A 19700-nucleotide genomic window follows, 5' to 3' on the forward strand; every position below is an offset into this window, starting at 1 on the left:
AAAGAAGCTGTCCACCCGGCGAATGCGGCGGACTATAACCTCTTACGGCTGCGTCAGCGCCACCGTCGCCTGACGCAGGGCCTCGGCGGCCTTCCGGGTCGCGTTGGCGGTGAGGGTCACTTCCGCACTCGCCTGATCCCAGGCTTTCGCGTCGATGGCGTCACCGATACCCGGAAGCGGCGCGACGTCTTCGCCCTCCTTGCGACCCGGGGCCTGCAGCAGGTGCCGATACCAAGTGCGCTGGGGCAAGCCCGATGTCTGGAGGAACGCGGGCGCCACATCTCGCAGCGAACGGTTGACCTTCGCCGTCTGCGCCGATGAGAGCGCAGGCGCCCCCGATGCTCCGGCGGCGGTCGCGGCCGCGTCGAACGCGGTAGCGGCCACCAATAGGTCGCGCTGGGCATCCCGCAGGGCATCGAGATTCACCGCCTGCCACGCATCGTCCACTCGCGTGGGTGGCTGCAGCTTCCGATAGGCCACATCGGCCAGGTGGTACGAACCTTCGTCCACCAGGGCGTTATGGCGCTGCGCTTCCTTGTGCGCCGTTTCCGAGCTCGCCTGCAAGCGATCGATGTCCTTGCCGAGCGCCGTGGCAAAGCCGGTGTATCGCCACGGCAGCACGTCCGCATTGGCGACACGCAGGACGAGTCGCGCGTTGGTTTTCGCCAGCAAGCCGACATACGCAAGGCCGGGATCGCCGAAGCGCTGGTAATGCGTGTACGTGTCATAGAGCGAGTGGTACACCGGCACACTCTCGTCGTCCCCGTCGCGGTCATAGCCATAGCGAACGTGCAGCGACGGCACGGCGAGACGATGCGCAAACGACAGGTAATCGGAGCCCGTACCCACACGCGACGGGATGATCGGACCGGAAACATCCTTTCCCTTCTCCGCCGCATCCACCGCACGCTTGGCCAGGCGACGTGCCTGCACGGTGGCGCCGGTTTCCGGATCCTGCAGATCGGCGGCCACGCCGTCGATCAGAGTGGAAAGCGACGGGTCACCCTGCGCGGCGAGGAAGCCCCGCCCGGTGGTGTCGTTATTGAGGTAGAACACGGCCTTTTTCGACAGCTCGGCGGCGTGCTGCGCAGTCCAGGCCTTGGAGCCCAGGATGCCCAGCTCTTCGCCATCCCAGCTGGCGAACACCAGGGTGCGCTTCGGTCGCACGCCTGCCCTGGCCAGCTCGCCGATAGCCCTGGCCTCGGCCAGCAGGGCCGTCGTGCCCGCGAGAGGATCCCACGCGCCATAGACCCAGGCGTCGTGATGCACGCCGCGAATCACCCACTCGTCGGGATGCTCGCTGCCACGCAACGTGGCAATCACGTTGTGCAGCGTGCGCCATTCCCACGGCGAACGGACTTCCAGATGAACACGTGCATTGCCCCCCACGTGATAGGTCAGCGGCAGACCGCCCTGCCAGCGGTCCGGCACGGCCTGCCCGCCGAGCGCCCGCAGGAAGTGTTCGGCGTCGCCATAGCCGATGGTAACCACAGGAATCGTCAGGTCCGCCGTGTGCTTCGCGGCCTGGATCGTCTTCGCACTTGCCGCATCCAGCACGCTGTCGATGCCGAGCGTGCCGCGCTGCACGGTACGCGGCGTGCGCCACGCGCCGTCCGGGTACACGTCGCCCTTCACGAAGCCGTCGGCTTCCGGATCGGAGTAGATCACCACGCCGACCGCGCCGTGCTCCTGCGCAAGACGTGGCTTCACCCAGCGCCCGGCACCGCTCGACTTGACCAGGACCACCTTGCCTTTCACGGACTCGCCCGCGCGTTCGAGCTCGGCGTAGTCCTTAGCCAGGCCCTCATTGACGTAGATCAGCGGCGCATCGACCGCGCCGTCCGGGCTGTACGACTCCATGCCCGGCAGCACGCCATCCCGCTTCGCCGTGTCCGGATCGCCGGCGACCGCGGGCTCGGTGAAGTCCGCCGCATAGTGCTCGCCGCCCAGCAACGAAAGCTTCTGCACGGTGGGATAGGCGACAAGCACACGGGTCGCTTCAACCTTCACGTCCCAGCCCCACTGACGCAGGCTGTCCGCGATGAAGCGCGCGTTGTCGTCGTTATGCGGCGACCCGACCTGGTTGGGCGCCGACGTCAACCGCCGTAACCAGCCGTCGAGATCGGCGCTGCCGATGGACGCGTCGACACGCTGCTCCACGTCGCGCTCCGCCTGCGTCGAGGCGCCGCCGAAGCCGGCGATCGGTTCGGCGGGAGCGGCATGGGCGCCAGCGGCGACGGTGAGGGAAAGGGCGATAAATAGCGTACGCATGCGCATCAGTCCCACCGGTACGTGGCGCTGGCGTAGTAGTAACGCCCGTTCCAGCTCAGCGGTGAGAACAGGCTGTACTTGAAGTTGCCGCTGGTGGAATTGGCATACTTCACCTGCTCGGGGCGCGCATTGAACGCGTTGTCCGCACCGGCGCTCAGGGTCCAGTGGTCGATGTTGTAATCGGCCGAGAGATCCAGCGTCCAGCGATGATCGAAATTCTGATCGAGCGCATTGCCACTGTTGCTGTAGACGGTGTAGCTGCCATAGCGCTGCACGTTGGCGTGACCCGCCCAGCGGCCGTGCAGGTAATCGAAGCCGACGTCGAGCTTGGTGCGCGGATTGGTATCGCCCAGCAGGCCGAGACGCTCGCGACGCTCCACACGCTGCACCGCCACGCCGAGCTCATCGAGGATGGCCGGATTCGGCTTGACCCGGGTCACCTCGTTTTCGTTGTACGCCCAGCCCACGGTGGTGTTGAGGCGATCGCCGTTGGCGAAATCGAAGCCGTACTGGCTCACGACATCGAGGCCGCGCGTGCGCGTGTCCACCGCATTGGTGAAGTAACGAATCGACTGATAGTTCGCGTCCACACCGTTAGCGGCGAGGTAGGCGTTGACGGCGGGTGTGCTGACCGGAATGTTCGACGACAGATTGATGCGATTGTTGATCTTGATGTAGTACGCATCGACGCTGACGTTCCAGCCGTTGAGCGGCTCGAGCACGAGGCCGAGCGTGGCGCTGCGCGACTTCTCGGGCTTCAGCTTCTCTGCACCCAGCAGACTGGCGGCTGCCGCATCCACCGGGAACGTACCGGATTGCACCAGCACCTGTCCCTGCCCCAGGTCCTGCAACTGCGATGAGATATCCGCATAGTGCTGCTGCACCAGCGTCGGCGCACGGAATCCGGTGCCGACGCTGCCGCGGACGGCGACGCGCGGCGTGAAGTCGAAACGACCGGACAACGATCCGGACGTCGTGCCGCCGAAATCGCTGTAGTTCTCGTGGCGTCCCGCCAGCGACACGGCGAAACGGTCGGTCAGGTTCGTCTCGAGATCGATGTACTCGGACGTGTCATGGCGCTGCCAGTTGCCCTGCAGGTCGCCCGTGATACCTCCGTTCGCACCGTACTGAGAGACGGCGTCGCCCGGCGTCACCTTGTACGCCTGACGCAGGTACTCCGCGCCAAACGACACGCTGACGGGATTGGGCAGCCACGATGTCGTGATTTCCTTGCTGATATCGAGGTTGGCCACCTGCTGATTGGTCTTGTAATCGGCCCCCTGGATAAAGAACGGCGTCTCACCGAACGCCCTGTAATAGTCGGCGTTGATCGAATGACTGCGCTGGTCGTACTCGTTGGAGCCATGACTGACCGAGGCATCGTAATGCCAGCCGTCGCCCAGCTCACCGCGCAGGCCCGCGGTCAGCGTGGTGTCGTTGACGATCGGAATGCTCACCGGCAGGTAGCCGCTGGGATAGATCGAGGCGACATTGGTCGAATCGCCGCGGTGACGATAGAGGCTGGCGGTTTCGTCGCGGTCACGCCGGTAAAGCGCTTCGAAATAGACCTCGGCCGCCTTGCTGAACTCGTACTGCCCGACCACGGACACCTTGTTCGACTGCACGGCCGGATCACCGAGCCAGTACACCTTCTTGCCGTACGTGGTACCGACCGACGCCGCGGTCTGATCGCGCCCTGCGCGATTGCTGCCATCGTTGTTCTGGGTATCGATCGCCACATGGATCGAGCCCTTGTCGCCCAGCTTGAAACCGGTATCCGCCGAGAGCTGTCGCTGCAGGCCATCGCCCGCGTCATAGCCGCCGAACTTGGCCGTCACCTGGCCGCCCGTGCCCGACTTCTTCAGGATCACGTTGATCACACCGCCGATGGCGTCGGAGCCGTAACGTGCCGACTGGCCGTCTCGCAGCACCTCGATACGCTCGATCGCCGACACGGGAATGGCGTTCAGATCGACGGGGTTCGAACCGCGGCCGATGGCGCCTCCCAGGTTGAGAAAGGCGCCCGAATGCTGCCGCTTGCCGTCGATCAGCACCAGGACCTGATCCGGGCTGAGGCCGCGCAGTGTCACCGGCCGGGCCACTTCCGCCCCGCTGATGGTGGTCGGCTGCGGGAAGTTGAGGGAGGGCACCAGACGCGCCAGCGCCGCCGTGAGCTGGGTGGCCCCGCTCTGCTGCAGCTGCTGCGGGGTGATCACGTCAATCGGTTGCAGCGAGCTCGATACGGTGCGCTCGGTGCTGCGCGTACCCGTCACGATGACGGTGTCGAGGTTGCTGGGTTTGGCGGCTTCGGTCGTGTCGGCCGGCGCGGCCTGTTGCGCATGGACGGACGAGGCGCTGAGCGCGACAGCGAGTGCAACAAACAACGGCTTGCGGCGATGAGCGAAAGACAACATGGGTACGGAATTCCCCTGGAAACGGAAAGTGCGCCGACGCCCCGGGGGCGACGGAAATGAGTGACGGCAGGTCGCGGCAACGCTCCGGGGCGTCACCCGTCGACGTGACGGAGAAAATGGCGAGATGTGCTCGGCGGGTTTAGCGGAGCGCGCACTACGCGCGGTGTGGGTCGCTCAGACCAGTCGACACGAACGACACGCGCATGCCGCCACCGAACATCGCGGCATGGCCGGCGACGTCATCGGGAGGGTGTGCGCGTGGAAGTCGTATGCGTTCACTGGGAGCGTGTTACACCTGAAGTGAGCCGCCGGAACGGCATGGTTGGCAGTGGCCCGGATGTCATTTGTTGCACCGCGTCGCAAGTTTGTCAACCTGTGCGATTGGACGTCCATTTCAAGACCTGCGGCGCTATGACGCGCATCGTGCGATGATTTCCCCCGATCCCACAGGCCATTCCCCATGAGCTACGACGACGATTACCCCGAAGAACGCGAGTACGACGATGAAGAAGGCGAGGACACCGTCGAGTCCCAGGTATGGCAGCTGTTGCTGCTGATCAATCCCGGCGACGAGGAGAATGCGCTGCGCCAGTTCACCGTGTATCGCGCGGAGATCGAGGACCAGGGCGACGACGACCCCATCCGCATCGTGGCGCAAGTCACCGACTGGCAGTCCAGTTTCGAGGTGGATGCCGACGACACCCGCACCCTCGTCGATGCCATCATGGAACTGGTGTCGCGCTGGAGCGATGTCACCATCGACTGGGACGGCGACCCGAGCGAAGACGAGTTTCACGAGGACATCGACGGCCCGGAAATCTTCAGCCGCGCCTTCGACCAGCTCAACCAGTACGGCTATACCCTTTGGGCCCGCGAGGCTGAGGAAGACGATGTGTACGCCGGCTGGATCACGTCCTCCCGCGACGACGAGCACATGCGCCAGCTGGCGGCGACGCTGGGGATCAACCTCCGGCTGGGCAGTCAGGTGACCTGATTCGGAGAGCAACGCACGGAGGGGTCTTGCTCCGGCCCACTCCGTGCGCGCATATTCTTCGGCGGGATTCTGGCCAGGAGAGGCTTGGTGAGTGGGATCAACGACCTGCACGTGTCGTATTACGCCCCGCATGGATCGATGGACCTGCACGCCCATGATGAGGGCTGGTTCTGCCTTGTCATCGACGGCAGGTATGAGGAGCGCATCCTCGGTGAAACCAACGAGCACGATCCCGGCGACCTGCTCTTCTGCCCGGCCCACGCCGTGCACGCGCAGCGATTTGGTCGCGAAGGGGCTCGAAAGGTCATTTTCTCGCCCGACACGGCGACCACGGACGTGCTCACCGAACACGCGGCCAGGCTCGACGGCCGGCCGCTGTTGCGCCGATCTGCGGACCTGCTCCGCCTGGGCCAGCGGATTGCCGCCGAACTCAGTGTTGGCGATGCGTTCTCCACCCTGTCGGCCCAGGGACTGACGCTCGAGGCTCTGGCGCTCGCCGGGCGAGGGCTGGACCTGCGCCTACGCCAGGAGCCCGTATGGCTTCGGCGGGTACGCGACTTCCTCCATGAAGATCCGTCGCGCGAGAGCACGCTCGAGCAACTGGCAGCGATCGCGGAACGCCATCCGGTGCACCTCGCGCGCACTTTTCGCATCGTCCATCAATGCACGATGGGCGACTATCTGCGCCGCCTTCGTGTCGATCGCGCTGCCGAGCTTCTACGCAGCTCGCGCCGGCCGCTACTGGATATCGCCCTGGAGTGCGGTTTTGCCGGGGCAGCCCAGTTTTCGCGCTCGTTTCGTGCGGTATACGCGACCACGCCCACCGCCTGGCGACAGGCCATCCGCTAAACCAGGGAAACGACGCTAATCAGGGTAAAGCATTGACCGGCAGCGCTTGCTACGGTGCGGCCATGCGCTCATACCACCTGATCACCGCCCTCCTCCTCTCGGTGCCCGGCCTCGCCGTCGCCGAGTCGTATCGGATCGATCCGACGCTCTATTTTGCGTCGCCCACGACCGAGACCGCCGCACGCAGCGCGCTCGAAACGGAGATTGCCGGGCTGCCCGTACTCGCCTCACCGTCGCCTGGTGATCTGCTCGCGTACCTCATGCGCACGGAGAACCTGCTGGCCGATAACCAGCGGCACATGGCCTACCTTCATCTTCGTGCTTCGCTCGATATCGACGATCATGACGCCGCCGATGCCTACCGCTCATCGCAGAACGACGGGAACACGCTCATGGCCAAGGTCAAGAGCTCACTGCGAAGCGTTGGCAAAGCGGGATTCGATAACGCAGCGAAGTCGGAGCCAGCGCTCACGCACTATGCCTACGTTCTGGACCGCGCCGTCCGCGGGCTGCCCCACGAGTTGCCACCCGCGGAGCAAACGATCGTGGACGACCTCGCCGACGAGGGAAGCACCGCGCTGTGGAACACCTACCAGAAGACGCGACGTGCCACCGTCTACGGCAGCGTGCACACGGCCGACGGCGACCTCGATGCAGGCAAGGACGCGGATCGGCTCGGCGCGAATGCCAGTCGCGAGATCCGGCAACAAGCCTGGCGGCAGCGACAGGCAGCGACCGCAGCCAACGCGGAGACCTATGCGGCCTTGCTTATCGGCGTGGTGCGAATCAATGATCGCACCGCGCACCTGGAGCACTTCGCCGATGCACCGGACGCCGCCTATTTTTCGCGCCAGTTCGATCGTGCGGACGTCGATGCGACAGCGCTCGCCGTGCAGCGAAACGCGTCGGTCCTTATGGATTATCAGCGCCTGCGCGCCAGCCAGATCGGTCGCAGCGCAGCAATCGCCGATGTGCATAGCTGGGACATGAGCTTGCCGCCCCGGGGCTTCACGATTCCGACCTTCGATTACGAACGAATCCGTCTCACCGTCCCGGCCGCGCTCGCGCCCCTGGGGCGTGACTACGTGGCGCGCTTTACCGCCTTACTCGACCCGGCCGCGCATCGTACCGATCTTGCCGCCGCGAGCGGAAACCGCGTAAACGATGCGTTTTCGATCGCGGCCTCTGGCGTCCCGCCGGGCCTGTTTCTGGGGCAATGGGACTCGAGCCTCAAGGGCGCGAGTGTGGTCGCGCACGAAGGCGGGCATGCACTGCATAGCGAGCTGATGAGCGCGCACGGCGTGTCCGCCTTCTACAACCACGGCCCCAGCTGGATGCACGAAGCCCTGGCCATTCTCAACGAGATGCTGTTCTACGAGTATCTCTACAGACACGCACCCGATACATCGACCCGGGCGTACTTCCTGCAAGCTCAGCTCGACGAGATGACCTTTGAGATTTTCACGTCCGCTGAGGAAGCGCAGCTGGAAGAGTCGATCTATGACGGCGTGACGAGCGGAAAGGTCCGTGGCGCAGCCGATCTCGATGCCCTGACGCTCGCCGTTACCAGCCGCTTCGAGATCTGGCCCGGCATCGACCCGGAACTGAAACATGCATGGATCGGAAAACGCCTGATGTTTCAGGACCCGCTTTACCTCGCCAACTACCTCTACGCCGGCCTCGTCGCGACGAAGATGTTCGCCATGGCGACAAAGGACCCGCACGACTTTCAGAAACGCTATGCGGCGATGATGGCAGTGGGTTTCGATGCGCCGCCCAGGGAAATCCTGCGACGGTTCTTCGGTCACGATCTCACCCCATCGGACCTGGTCGGTGCGGACATGCAGGTCATTCGCGCAAAAACCGTCGAACTGGGCAAGCTTTACCGCTGAATCCGCTATCCGGCACCGGGCCGATCCGATGCCAGGCGCTCCTTCAGCAGGTCGATAAACGCTCGCACTTTCACCGGCGGCTGGCGACCTGGATAGACCGCATGCACACCGCCTTCGGGAAGCGTGAAGCCAGGGAGCAACGCGACCAGTCGCCCCGATGCGAGATCGGCATTGACGACGTAGTCGGGCAGGACCGATATGCCCATACCCTCGAGCACGAAACGATAGGCGACGGCCGCGCTGTTGGCACTGGCGATGACACGGGTCTGTACCGAGTGCTCATCGCCGTGGCCATCGGTGAAGGTCCATCGCGTCGGCGAAGCCAGCACCGTGACGGCGATCCAGCGATGCGTGGCGAGGTCGCCGGGGACCGATGGCGTACCGTATTTTTCCAGATAGGCCGGCGAGGCGACGAGGCATTCGCGGAAACCGGCCAGCCGGGCGGCACGCAGGCTCGAGTCGCGCAGCCAGCCGATACGGATGGCCAGATCGAACCGCTCGGCGATCAGATCGGACACGGTGTCGGTGACGACCAGTTCCACCCTCACCTGCGGATAGCGCTCGGCGAACTCGGCGAGCGCCGGGGCGACGACGGTGGTGCCATGGTCGCTGGCAGCCGTGACGCGAAGCACGCCCATCGGCGTGTCACGGCACTCGCCCAGCCGGGTGATCGCATCTTCGGCATCGGCGAGAATGCGGGCGCAGTCTTCGTGGAAGCGCTCACCGGCGTCGGTCAGCGCCATCCGCCGCGTGCTGCGCACCATCAACGCGACGCCGAGTTCCTCTTCCAGCTTCGCCAGGTGCTGGCTGACCATGGCCTTGGTCGTCCCCAGCTGCCCGGCCGCGGCGGTGAAGGACCCCGCCCTGACGAGGGCGACGAAGACGGCGAGGCGGTTCAGATTGACGTCGGCGGCGGCCATGAGTCGGTCCCTGTCGTAAAGCGATACTTTACGATGAATTGCGCGATGGGGCGTTTTTCGGAAACGATCGCCGGCGCATCCTAGCTGCCTGACTTCCGACACCAAGGCCATTCCCATGAAGATCGTTCTGTTCGGCGCCACCGGTAACATCGGCAACGTGATCCTCGACGAGGCTCTGGCCCGCGGGCATGAGGTCACCGCAGTCGTTCGCGATCCTGCGAAACTGGCCACGAAGAACCCGAAGCTTGAGGTCGTCAAAGGCGACGTGGCCGACGCCACCTCGTTCGCCCCCGTCCTTGCCGGGGCCGATGCCGCCATCGCCAGCCTGAACGACCACGCTACGCCGGCCAATGTGCCGAAGCAGGCGACCGCCCTGCTCGACGCGCTCGCGGCGGCCGGCGTGAAGCGCTTCGCCTGGGTCGGTGGCGCGGGCAGCCTGGAGACCGCACCGGGCGTGCGCGTGATCGACGACCCGAACTTCCCGGAAGCCTGGAAGGCCTCGGCGAACTCGCAGATCGAGGCGCTGAAGGCGTTCCGCGGGAGCGACGCCATCGTGGACTGGACCTACATCAGCCCGGCGGCGGAGATCGCACCGGGTGAACGTAAGGGGAGCTTCCGGGTGGGCGGCGATCAGTTGCTTGTGGATGCCGACGGGCACAGCCGGATTTCGACCGCTGACTTTGCCATCGGCGTGCTGGACCGGATTGAGAAGGGCGATGCGGTGAAGAAGCGGGTGACCTTCGCGTATTGAGGGGCATCGCGCGCATGAGGAATCGCGCGCACGAGGAGTCGCGCGCAGGGCGCGCTCCTACATGGGGATTGGCGGCTTTTGGCCGCTATAATCTCCCGATGAATTATCGCCACGCCTACCATGCCGGCAACTTTGCCGATGTCCTCAAGCACATGGTGCTCGTGGCCCTGATCGACTCGCTGAAGCAGAAGGCGTCGCCCTTCTGCTACATCGACACTCACGCCGGCAGCGGTCGATACGACCTGCAAGGCAACGAGGCGCGCAAGACCGCCGAGGCCGACGAAGGCTTCGGCGTCCTCAAGACCGCCTCCGGCCTGCCGCCCCTGCTGTGGAAGTACCTCGAGATCGTCCGCGCGTTGAACGAAGGCAGCGACTCGCTGCGCTTCTATCCCGGCTCGCCGTGGATCGCCGCCCATCTGATGCGCGAGACCGACTCGGCGCAGATGGTCGACGTACGCAATGACGAGTCAGGCGCACTCCGCCAGCTGTTCCACCACGACAAGCGCATCCATGTGCACGAGCGTGATGGCTACGAGGCGATGAAAGCCTTCGTTCCGCCAAAAGAAAAGCGCGGCCTGGTCCTGATCGATCCGCCGTTCGAGGCTCAGGAAGCCGAGTTCCGCATCATCGAGAAGACGCTCAAGGCCGCGCTGGAAAAGTGGCCGACCGGCGTCTACGCGGTCTGGTACCCGATCAAGCTGCGCAGCCACGTTCAGCCGTTCCATCGCTGGCTGACCAAGTGTGGCGCCAAACGCGTCCTGGTCGCCGAACTGCTGCTGCGTCCCGACGACTCCCCGCTGCGTCTCAACGGCACGGGTATCGCGATCGTGAATGCGCCGTGGAAACTCGATGAAACGATCCGCGATTCGCTCAAGCTGCTGCCGAAGCTTTTGGGGAAGCCGGGCGAATCCGAATACCGGCTGACCTGGCTCGTGGAAGAAGGCAAGGATGAAGAGCCTGCCCACAGTCCGCACGCGCCCCGTTCAGTCCGTCGGCGCTAAATTGGCGATACATGCCAGGAGCCGACCCATGCGCCCGACCATCGTTCGTTTAGCCGTTCCTGCCGCCCTGCTCACCCTCGCGCTGTCCGCCTGCGCGCCGGCTCCGATTTACAAGGCCACCGCAAACAACGCCGCCGTGCCGCCCTCCCAGGTGGCGCGCGAGCCGGAACGCTACGGCAAGTCGGACGTGATCTGGGGTGGCCGCATCGTCAGGGTCAGCAACTTTGCCGACCACAGCGAGATCGAGATCCTCGCCTATCCGCTCGATGGTTCGCAGCGGCCGCAGGCGAACGACACCGGCAACGGCCGGTTCATCGCCGCCATGCCTGGCTACGTCGAAAGCCTCGACTACCCGGCCGGCGGCCTGGTGACGGTCGCGGGTCGCCTGAATGGCACGCGCGCGTCCAATGTCGGGCAGGCGTCTTACACCTTCCCACTGGTTTCGGTGAACCAGTCGCACGTGTGGACGGCCAAGGAAATGTCGGGTGGCCACCCGAACATCAGTTTCGGCGTGGGTGTCGGCGTCATACGGTAAGATCTTTCGATCACTTACCGGGACAGGGATCACATGTCGGGACATTCCGATTCGAAGCGCGCGATTTTTCTCGCGCTTGGCGCCAACTTCGCCATTTTCGTCGCCAAGCTCGTCGCGGCCCTCTTTACCGGATCCGGTGCGATGCTCGCGGAAGCGGTGCATTCGCTCGCCGACTGCGGCAACCAGGGCCTGTTGCTGCTCGGCATGAAGCAGGCCAAGCGGCCGCCGTCGTCCGAGTACCCGCTGGGCTGGGGGCGTGCGCTGTATTTCTGGTCCTTCCTCGTCGCCATCCTGCTCTTCAGCGTGGGCGGCATGTTCTCGGTCTACGAGGGCGTCCATAAGCTCACCCATCCCGAGCCGCTCAAATGGGCATGGCTGGCTGTCGGTGTGCTGGTGTTTTCCATCATCACCGAAGGCGTTTCCATGCATGGCTGCATGCAGGAAGTGAACAAGGCGCGCGGCGACCAGCCTCTGTGGCAGTGGTTTCGCGAGACGCGGGCGAGCGAGCTGCTGGTGATCTTCGGTGAAGACCTGGCCGCTCTGCTCGGCCTCTGCCTGGCACTGATCGCCGTGTTGCTGACCATGCTGACCGGCAACCTGATATTCGACGCTATCGGCACGATCGCCATTGGCGTGCTGCTTATCGTGGTAGCCGTCGCGGTCGCCCGCGAGGTCAAGGCGCTGCTGATCGGCCAGGGCGTGGAGCCAAGGCGCCGCGTGCAGATGATGGCTTTCCTCCAGGGTCGGCCTGAAATCGACACGGTCTACAACCTGCTGACCGTGCAGATGGGCAACGAGGTGATGGTGGCGATCAAGGCGAAGATGGCCGCGGCGCCGACCGCGCGCGCCATGGTCGAAGCGATCAACATCGTGGAGGCGGACTTCAAGGCGGAGTTCAAGGACGTGCGGTGGAGCTTCTTCGAGCCGGATATCGCGGACTGAGGCTGGCCTAGCCAGCCGCTTCACCCCGGGGTAGTACAATCGTCGGCTTGTCCGCAAGCGACCAAGCCGACTTCATGCCTCTAGCTCTGACCCGCCCGCCGCTGCCCGCCACCGCCAAGACACGCCGCTACTGGGCCACGCCCCATGGCTCGGCCTGGGCGCTCGAAGTCGCCGAGGCGGCACGCTCGCACGAAGGCCTGCTGGTCGTGGTCACCCGCGACACCCGCAGCGCCGACAACCTCGAAAGCGAGCTGGCGGTCTTCGCGGGCGAACTGCCCGTGCTGCACTTCCCGGACTGGGAAACGCTGCCCTACGACGTCTTCAGCCCGCACCCGGAAGTCGTCTCCCAGCGCATCGCGACCCTCTACCGGCTACCCAGCACCCGGCGCGGCGTGCTGGTCGTGCCGGTGGCGACCCTGATGCAGCGCATCGCTCCACGCACGCACATCACCGGCTCCGGCCTGGTGCTGCGCAAGGGTCAGAAGCTGGACCTGGGTGCCGAGCAGCGTCGCCTCGAAGCCGCCGGCTACCGCAACGTGCCGCAGGTCGCCGAGCCGGGCGACTTCGCCGTGCGCGGCGCGCTCATCGACATCTATGCCATGGGCGCGAGCGAGCCGTATCGCGTCGAACTGTTCGACGACGAGGTCGAGTCGATCCGCAGCTTCGACACCGAAACCCAGCGCTCCACGCATCAGGTCGACAGTGTGGACCTGCTCCCGGCCCGCGAATTCCCATTGACCGAAGACGCCGCCAAAAACTTTCGTGCCAACCTGCGCGAACGTTTTCCGATCGACATCCGTCGCTGCCCGCTCTATCAGGACATGAAGGAAGGCGTCACGCCGGGCGGCATCGAGTACTACCTGCCCCTTTTCTTCCCCGCCACCGAAACGCTGTTCGACTACATCGCTGGCGATGCGATGTTCGTCCTGGGCGAAGGTGCGCTGGCGTCGGCGGAGCAGTTCTGGACCCATACCGCCGAGCGCTATGACCAGCGCGCGCACGACATCGAGCGTCCGGTGCTTCCGCCGGCCGAGATCTACCTGCCGCCCGAGCAACTGCGCGAGCGCCTTAACAAGCAGGTGCGCGTGGATGTCGTGGCCAGCGATCACGAGCACGCCGTGGACCTGGGCACGCAGCCCGCACCCGAGGTGCCGCTCAACCGCAAGGGCGAAGAGCCGGGCACCGCGCTGCGGCACTTCCTCGCCAGCTACAAGGGCAGCGTGCTGATCGCCGCGGATTCCGCCGGCCGCCGCGAAGCCCTGATCGAACAGCTCGCGGGCGCGGGGCTGAAGCCGGCCATCCTCGACGGCTGGAAAGACTTCCTCGCCCGCGACGAGAAGCTGGCGATCACCGTCGCCTCGCTCGAGCAAGGCTTCGCGATCACCAGGCCCGCGTTCACCGTGCTCACCGAGCGCGAACTGTTCGGCGAGCGTGTGCGCACCGATCGAAAGCGCCGTGCCGGTGCCGCCCGCGATCCCGAAAGCATCATCAAGGACCTGACCGAGCTGTCCATCGGCTCGCCCATCGTCCACATCGACCACGGTGTGGGCCGCTATCAGGGCCTGCTTTCGCTCGATGTCGGCGATATGCCGGGCGAGTTCCTGACCATCGAGTACGCCAAGGGCGACAAGCTCTACGTGCCCGTGGCCCAGCTAGGCCTGGTCAGCCGCTACACCGGCACCGCGCCCGAGCTGGCGCCGCTGCACTCCCTGGGCGGCGATGCCTGGGAACGTGCGCGCAAGAAGGCCGCCGAAAAGGTGCGCGACGTGGCGGCCGAGCTGCTTGGCATCTACGCGCAGCGCGAGGCGCGTCAGGGCCAGTCACTGTCGGTCGACCGCCAGATGATCGAGGAATTCGCGGCGACCTTCCCCTTCGAGGAAACACCCGATCAGCAGGCCGCCATCGATTCCGTGATCGTCGACCTCGCCGCACCCCGTGCAATGGATCGCGTCGTCTGCGGCGATGTCGGCTTCGGCAAGACCGAGGTGGCACTCCGCGCCGCTTTCGCCGCCGCGACGGCCGGCAAACAGGTGGCCGTCCTGGTGCCCACCACCCTGCTCGCCCAGCAGCATTACCGCAACTTCGCCGATCGCTTCGCCGACTGGCCGGTCCGGGTGGACGTCATCTCGCGCTTCAAGTCGAAGAAGGAAGTGGACGGCGCGCTGGAGCGCCTCGCCGAAGGGCAGATCGATGTCATCGTCGGCACCCACAAGCTGCTTGGCCCCGAGATCCGGTTCAAGGATCTGGGCCTGGTCATCGTCGACGAGGAGCAGCGTTTCGGCGTCCGCCAGAAAGAGCAGCTGAAGAAACTGCGTGCGGAGGTCGACCTGCTGACCCTAACCGCCACGCCGATCCCGCGCACGCTCAACATGGCGATGAGCGGGCTGCGCGACCTGTCGATCATCGCGACGCCGCCGGCCCACCGGACCGCCGTGCGCACACTGATCTCCACGTACCAGCCCGCCCTGATCCGCGAAGCGATCCAGCGCGAGCTGGCCCGTGGCGGACAGGTCTACTTCCTGCACAACGAAGTCGAATCCATCGAGCGCATCGCACGCGAGCTGGGCGAACTGGTCCCTGAAGCGCGCATTCGCGTCGCCCATGGACAGATGCCGGAGCGCGACCTCGAACAGGTCATGGCGGACTTCCACCGCCAGCGATTCAACGTGCTGGTGTCGACGACCATCATCGAATCCGGCATCGATATCCCGACCGCCAACACCATCGTGGTCAACCGCGCCGATCGCTTCGGTCTCGCGCAGCTGCACCAGCTGCGCGGACGCGTCGGTCGTTCGCATCACCGCGCTTACGCGTACCTGATCGTGCCCGACCGCAAGGCGATGACCGCCGATGCGGAGAAGCGTCTCGAAGCGCTGGCCTCGCTGGAAGAACTCGGCGCCGGCTTCACGCTCGCCACGCACGATCTCGAAATTCGCGGCGCGGGCGAGATGCTCGGCGAAGAACAATCGGGCCAGATCCAGGAAATCGGTTTCGGTCTGTACACGGAACTGCTCGACCGCGCCGTACGTGCACTGAAGTCGGGCAAAGTGCCGGACTTCGATCTCACCTCGGAGCACGAGACCGAGGTCGAACTGCATCTTCCCGCGCTGATTCCGGAGGACTACCTGCCGGATGTCCATGCACGACTAACCCTATACAAACGCATCGCCAGCGCGCGCGACGAACATGGGCTGCGCGAGTTGCAGGTGGAAATGATCGATCGCTTCGGCCTTCTGCCGGATCAGATCAAGTGCCTGTTCGCGGTCGCCCAGCTGAAACTGATGGCGACGCCGCTGGGTATCCGCAAGGTGGACTTCGGCGCCAATGGCGGACGTATCACGTTCCGCGATAAACCGGATATCGACCCGATGGCGCTGATCAAGCTGATCCAGCAGCAGCCCCGGGTTTTCAAGATGGACGGGCAGGACAAGCTGCGCGTCATTCTGGAGCTGCCGGGTTCGGCCGAGCGAATTCGCACGGCGCAGGACTTGCTGGTATCCCTGGGGGCGAGGCGCCCCGGCTAACCCACCAACCTAGCGTCACCACTGTAAGAGCGCGCCTCGCGCGCGACATCCGGCGTGCGCCACCATCACACGGCGACGCCGACCGTTTTCGCGCGCGGGGCGCGCTCCTACAAAGCTACCGCTGGCTTCAGGCCACCACCGGTGTCGACCGGACCAGATACTGCACACTGAAACGGCGGTCCTCGTCCATCCAGACCTGCGCCACGGACAGCCCGGCTTTGTTCGCCATCTGCGCGAAATCGTCCAGCGAATACTTGCAGCTGTATTCCACATGCATCGCTTCGTCCGCGCGGAAGCTGAAGGCCTCGTCGCGCACGTGCACCACTTGCTGCTTCGTGCTCACGAGCGACGTCTCGATCCGACCTGCCAGCACGTTGTAGCGCGCGCGATGACGGAAAGCGTCGACATCGAAGTCGGTCCCGATTTCCCGATTGAGACGAACCAGCATGTTGAGGGTGAAGTCGCGCGTGATGCCTGCCTCGTCGTTATAGGCCGCTTCGATCTCCGCGACATCCTTCTTCAGGTCGACACCGATCAGCACGCCGCCGCCGTCGCTCATCTCGGTACGCATCTGGCGAAGAATCTTCACCGCGTCCTTTGCCTCGAAATTGCCGATGGTCGACCCCGGAAAATAGATCACTGTGCGACGTGGCGAGCGCGACGCGACCGGCAGGCGAAGCGGCTGCGTAAAGTCGGCACACACCGGCTGCATCGGCACGTTCGGGAAGCGGGTCGCAAGTTCGGCGACGCTTTCCATCAGCGCGGTGCGAGAGATCTCCACCGGGACGTAAGCCACCGGCGTCTCGAGGTGTTCGAGCAGCATGCGCGTCTTGATGCCGCTGCCGCTGCCGTACTCGACCAGACGCGCGTCCGGCCCGATGACATCGGCGATATCGCCCGCGTGGTCGCGCATGATCGCGATCTCCGTGCGGGTGAGGTAGTACTCGGGCTGCTCGCAGATCGCCTCGAACAGAGCCGAACCACGTTCGTCATAAAAGAGTCGCGAAGGCAGCTTCTTGATCTTCGCTCCGAGGCCGCGGCGTACGGTCTCGAGGGTGTCCTCGACATCCGGGTGGCGGTCGTCGACACGGATGTCTTTCGGTTGAGCGCTCATCGATCGTTTCCCAGTCGTATCCCCGTGAACTGCCAGCGGGCATGGGGAGGAAAAAAATTGCGGTAAGAGGCGCGAACATGATCGGCGGGCGTAGCACAGGAGCCCCCGCGAAGGATCCACTGCCCGTTCATGAACTTTCCGTTGTATTCGCCCAGCGCTCCGTCCAGCGGACGGAAGCCCGGGTAACTGACATAAGGGCTCATGGTCCATTCCCAAACGTCGCCATACATCTGTCCGAGATCGGTCTCGAACGACGAGGCACGTGGCTGGAACACCCCGCTGTCCTGAAGGTTTCCGCGCACGGGTACGTCGGCAGCCATCGTCTCCCACTCGACTTCCGTCGGCAGGCGAGCGCTGGCCCAGCGTGCGAAGGCATCGGCCTCGAAATAGCTGATGTGACACACAGGCGCGTGCGGGTCGATCGCGCCTCGGCCCTGCAGGGTGAATTCGGTCTCGCAGGCCTCGTCCCAGTACAACGGATGCTGCCAGCCTTCCGCATTGACCGTCGCCCAACCATCGGACAGCCACAGCATGGCGTCGCGATAACCGCCGTCCTGAATGAAAGCGAGGTACTCGGCATTGGTGACAGGACGATTCGCCAGCGACCCGGCCTGCCGGTATGCGCGGTGACGCGGGCCTTCGTTGTCGAAATGGAAGCCCGCGCCCTCGTAGCCGATCTTGACGACTCCTTCGTCGAAGGGGATGTATCGCAGGGCGGGAGCCGCGACGGACAGCGCGCGCGGCGCATCCGGAGCAAAAGCGGGCTCCAGCGGGTTCTGCGAGAACGCATGTTTGATATCGGTGAGCAGCAGTTCCTGATGCTGCTGCTCGTGCTGGCAGCCGAGCTCGACCAGCATCGACAGGGCTTCGTCGTCACCGCGCTGGATGCGTCCGGCAATGGCCTCGTCTACGCGGGATCGATAATCCAGCACCTCGTCCAGACCCGGCCGGGTGATCATGCCGCGGCGCGGACGCGCGTGCATTGGACCGACCGACTGGTAGTACGAATTGAACAGATAGTGCCATTCCGGATGGGGCGAAACATACGCCGGGTCACGAGCCAGGATGAACTGCTCGAAGAACCAGGTCGTATGGGCGAGATGCCACTTCGTGGGGCTCGCATCCGGCATGGACTGGATCACGGTATCTTCGGGTCGCAGCCGGGCCGCCAGTGCCATAGTGCGATGGCGGACGCCAAGGTAGCGCTGTGCGAGATCCGCGGGGGCCGATGAGGGGGTTTCGAGGCCAAGCGGGCGGACCATCATGCGCTGGCCTCCTGTGCGGCCGAAAGAGCGTCAGTCATGACGGAAAGGATGGCCGAGCAAACGTTCAACGAATGTGAGCACGCCCCTTCACGACCTTAACGAAAGGTGCACCCGGCCCTGTCCCCTCTCGCTTCCAGGCCGTTTCGGGCTTAACGTGAGACATTCCCCCGGAGGACCACGCCGTGAATGTCCGCACCCTGATCGCCGCTTCCGTGCTGCTTGCCTGTGCCTCGTCCGCGCATGCCCAGAACGCCCCGCCAGTTCCGCGCAACGAGCTTCCATTCAACGACTGCATGCGTACCGACCGTATCAACGAATGGGCCGTCGCCGACGCCCGTACGGTGGCCGTGCGCAATGGGCCCAATCACTTCCTCATCAAGACCAGTACGGACTGCCCGCGCATGGATCTTGGGGGAGGCATCCACTTCAAATCGTCCAACAGCGACAAGGCCATGGGCGAGATGCGCATCTGCGGAGGGATCGACGAGAAGATCGTGAGACGAGACGATCCGCCGTGCCAGATCCAGTCGGTGGAGACCATCGACAAGGCGCAGTTCGACACACTGAAGAAGAAGGCGAAGCGGCGTGGGTCGGGCGCGGAGCCGAATGGGGCCGTGCGCTGACGTGACCCGGTCCGCTCACTGGCCCTCAGCTGTCTCCAGCGCGACCGTCTTCCAGAGCGGACCAAAAGAAGAGGCCCGGCAATGCCGGGCCCCTCTCTTAACGTTTCAGCGACTGCCGATTCAGCGACTGCCGACGATCAATACCCGTCGTCGCGGATGTAGCGCGTACCACCGTAACCATCGTCCACATAGGTAGTCGTGGTCGTCACGCGGCGGGTCACCACCGGGGGCGCATCCTCGTACACCACCGTGCGGCGCGGCGCGTAATACGTCGGGCCGTTGTCGTACACGACGGTGCGCGGTGCCGTCGCGTTCGCGACCAGACCCACCACCGCACCGGCGACGATCGCGCCAGCGATCCAGCGGCCGGCGTGGTCGTAGTGACCGCGACCGTAATAACCGCCACGACCGCCGTAGTAGCCACCACCGTGGTAGCCGTAACCGCCACCATGGTAGCCGCCGTAATACCCACCACGCGCGAACGCGCCGGGAGCGAACGCCATCAGACCCGCAGCGGCGAGGACGAGGGCGGACTTTACGAACTTACCTTTCATGACAGTTACCTCCGGGTGTTGAGCGCAGATTCGCGCTCTGCCACTGAATCC

15 protein-coding genes are annotated in these 19700 nt (G+C 64.9%); 9 read left to right on the forward strand and 6 right to left on the reverse strand.

Annotated elements, in window-relative coordinates; translation table 11 throughout:
- Nucleotides 1-42 precede the first annotated feature (42 nt).
- Together J2X57_RS04305 and J2X57_RS04310 are read right to left on the reverse strand one after the other, a co-directional pair.
- Nucleotides 43-2271, reverse strand: a complete 2229-nt coding sequence (locus J2X57_RS04305) for a transferrin receptor-like dimerization domain-containing protein (protein WP_309864149.1) — start codon at nucleotides 2269-2271, stop codon at nucleotides 43-45.
- 5 nt (nucleotides 2272-2276) lie between these two features.
- Nucleotides 2277-4685 (reverse strand): TonB-dependent receptor, encoded by a 2409-nt coding sequence (locus J2X57_RS04310; RefSeq protein ID WP_309864152.1) that lies wholly within the window; start codon nucleotides 4683-4685, stop codon nucleotides 2277-2279.
- 460 nt (nucleotides 4686-5145) lie between these two features.
- Between J2X57_RS04310 and J2X57_RS04315 the strand changes: the two genes are divergently transcribed.
- The 3 genes from J2X57_RS04315 to J2X57_RS04325 all read left to right on the forward strand — a co-directional run bounded on the left by J2X57_RS04315 (nucleotide 5146) and on the right by J2X57_RS04325 (nucleotide 8420).
- Nucleotides 5146-5679 carry a hypothetical protein gene (locus J2X57_RS04315; protein ID WP_036114338.1) on the forward strand — a complete coding sequence of 178 codons (534 nt, stop codon included), beginning with the start codon at nucleotides 5146-5148 and terminating at the stop codon, nucleotides 5677-5679.
- A 138-nt stretch (nucleotides 5680-5817) separates the two neighbouring features.
- Nucleotides 5818-6528 carry an AraC family transcriptional regulator gene (locus tag J2X57_RS04320; RefSeq protein ID WP_309864155.1) on the forward strand — a complete coding sequence of 237 codons (711 nt, stop codon included), beginning with the start codon at nucleotides 5818-5820 and terminating at the stop codon, nucleotides 6526-6528.
- A gap of 62 nt (nucleotides 6529-6590) precedes the next feature.
- Nucleotides 6591-8420, forward strand: coding sequence for a M3 family metallopeptidase (locus tag J2X57_RS04325; protein ID WP_309864157.1), 1830 nt, complete (start codon nucleotides 6591-6593; stop codon nucleotides 8418-8420).
- 5 nt (nucleotides 8421-8425) lie between these two features.
- Here the strand turns inward: J2X57_RS04325 and J2X57_RS04330 are convergent, their stop codons facing one another.
- Nucleotides 8426-9340 carry a LysR family transcriptional regulator gene (locus tag J2X57_RS04330; RefSeq protein ID WP_309864160.1) on the reverse strand — a complete coding sequence of 305 codons (915 nt, stop codon included), beginning with the start codon at nucleotides 9338-9340 and terminating at the stop codon, nucleotides 8426-8428.
- A gap of 115 nt (nucleotides 9341-9455) precedes the next feature.
- Between J2X57_RS04330 and J2X57_RS04335 the strand changes: the two genes are divergently transcribed.
- From J2X57_RS04335 to mfd, 5 genes are all read left to right on the forward strand, one after another.
- Nucleotides 9456-10091: an NAD(P)H-binding protein gene (locus tag J2X57_RS04335; RefSeq protein WP_309864163.1), complete on the forward strand. Its 636-nt coding sequence runs from the start codon at nucleotides 9456-9458 to the stop codon at nucleotides 10089-10091.
- Between the two features lie 98 nt (nucleotides 10092-10189).
- A complete protein-coding gene (rlmJ, locus tag J2X57_RS04340) occupies nucleotides 10190-11092 on the forward strand; it encodes a 23S rRNA (adenine(2030)-N(6))-methyltransferase RlmJ (protein ID WP_043693175.1) in 903 nt (300 codons plus the stop codon).
- Nucleotides 11093-11120: 28 nt separating this feature from the next.
- Entirely contained in the window at nucleotides 11121-11627 is a 507-nt protein-coding gene (locus tag J2X57_RS04345; RefSeq protein ID WP_308846602.1) for a Slp family lipoprotein, read from the forward strand.
- A 33-nt stretch (nucleotides 11628-11660) separates the two neighbouring features.
- Entirely contained in the window at nucleotides 11661-12569 is a 909-nt protein-coding gene (locus tag J2X57_RS04350) for a cation diffusion facilitator family transporter (RefSeq protein WP_043693172.1), read from the forward strand.
- Nucleotides 12570-12643: 74 nt separating this feature from the next.
- Entirely contained in the window at nucleotides 12644-16093 is a 3450-nt protein-coding gene (gene mfd / locus J2X57_RS04355; RefSeq protein ID WP_309864170.1) for a transcription-repair coupling factor, read from the forward strand.
- A gap of 127 nt (nucleotides 16094-16220) precedes the next feature.
- On the opposite strand, the gene egtD is transcribed toward mfd, so the two are convergent.
- Nucleotides 16221-17207: an L-histidine N(alpha)-methyltransferase gene (gene egtD / locus J2X57_RS04360; protein ID WP_309864174.1), complete on the reverse strand. Its 987-nt coding sequence runs from the start codon at nucleotides 17205-17207 to the stop codon at nucleotides 16221-16223.
- Nucleotides 17204-18469: an ergothioneine biosynthesis protein EgtB gene (gene egtB / locus J2X57_RS04365; RefSeq protein WP_309864392.1), complete on the reverse strand. Its 1266-nt coding sequence runs from the start codon at nucleotides 18467-18469 to the stop codon at nucleotides 17204-17206. The genes egtD and egtB overlap by 4 nt, the downstream gene beginning before the upstream one ends.
- A gap of 185 nt (nucleotides 18470-18654) precedes the next feature.
- On the opposite strand from egtB, the gene J2X57_RS04370 reads away from it, so the two are divergent.
- Complete coding sequence (locus J2X57_RS04370) at nucleotides 18655-19095, forward strand: DUF6491 family protein (protein ID WP_309864177.1); 441 nt, start codon at nucleotides 18655-18657, stop codon at nucleotides 19093-19095.
- Nucleotides 19096-19232: 137 nt separating this feature from the next.
- On the opposite strand, the gene J2X57_RS04375 is transcribed toward J2X57_RS04370, so the two are convergent.
- Nucleotides 19233-19649, reverse strand: a complete 417-nt coding sequence (locus tag J2X57_RS04375) for a hypothetical protein (protein ID WP_036114369.1) — start codon at nucleotides 19647-19649, stop codon at nucleotides 19233-19235.
- Nucleotides 19650-19700 lie beyond the last annotated feature (51 nt).

This window comes from Luteibacter sp. 1214 (assembly GCF_031455395.1).
Lineage (GTDB): Bacteria > Pseudomonadota > Gammaproteobacteria > Xanthomonadales > Rhodanobacteraceae > Luteibacter > Luteibacter mycovicinus.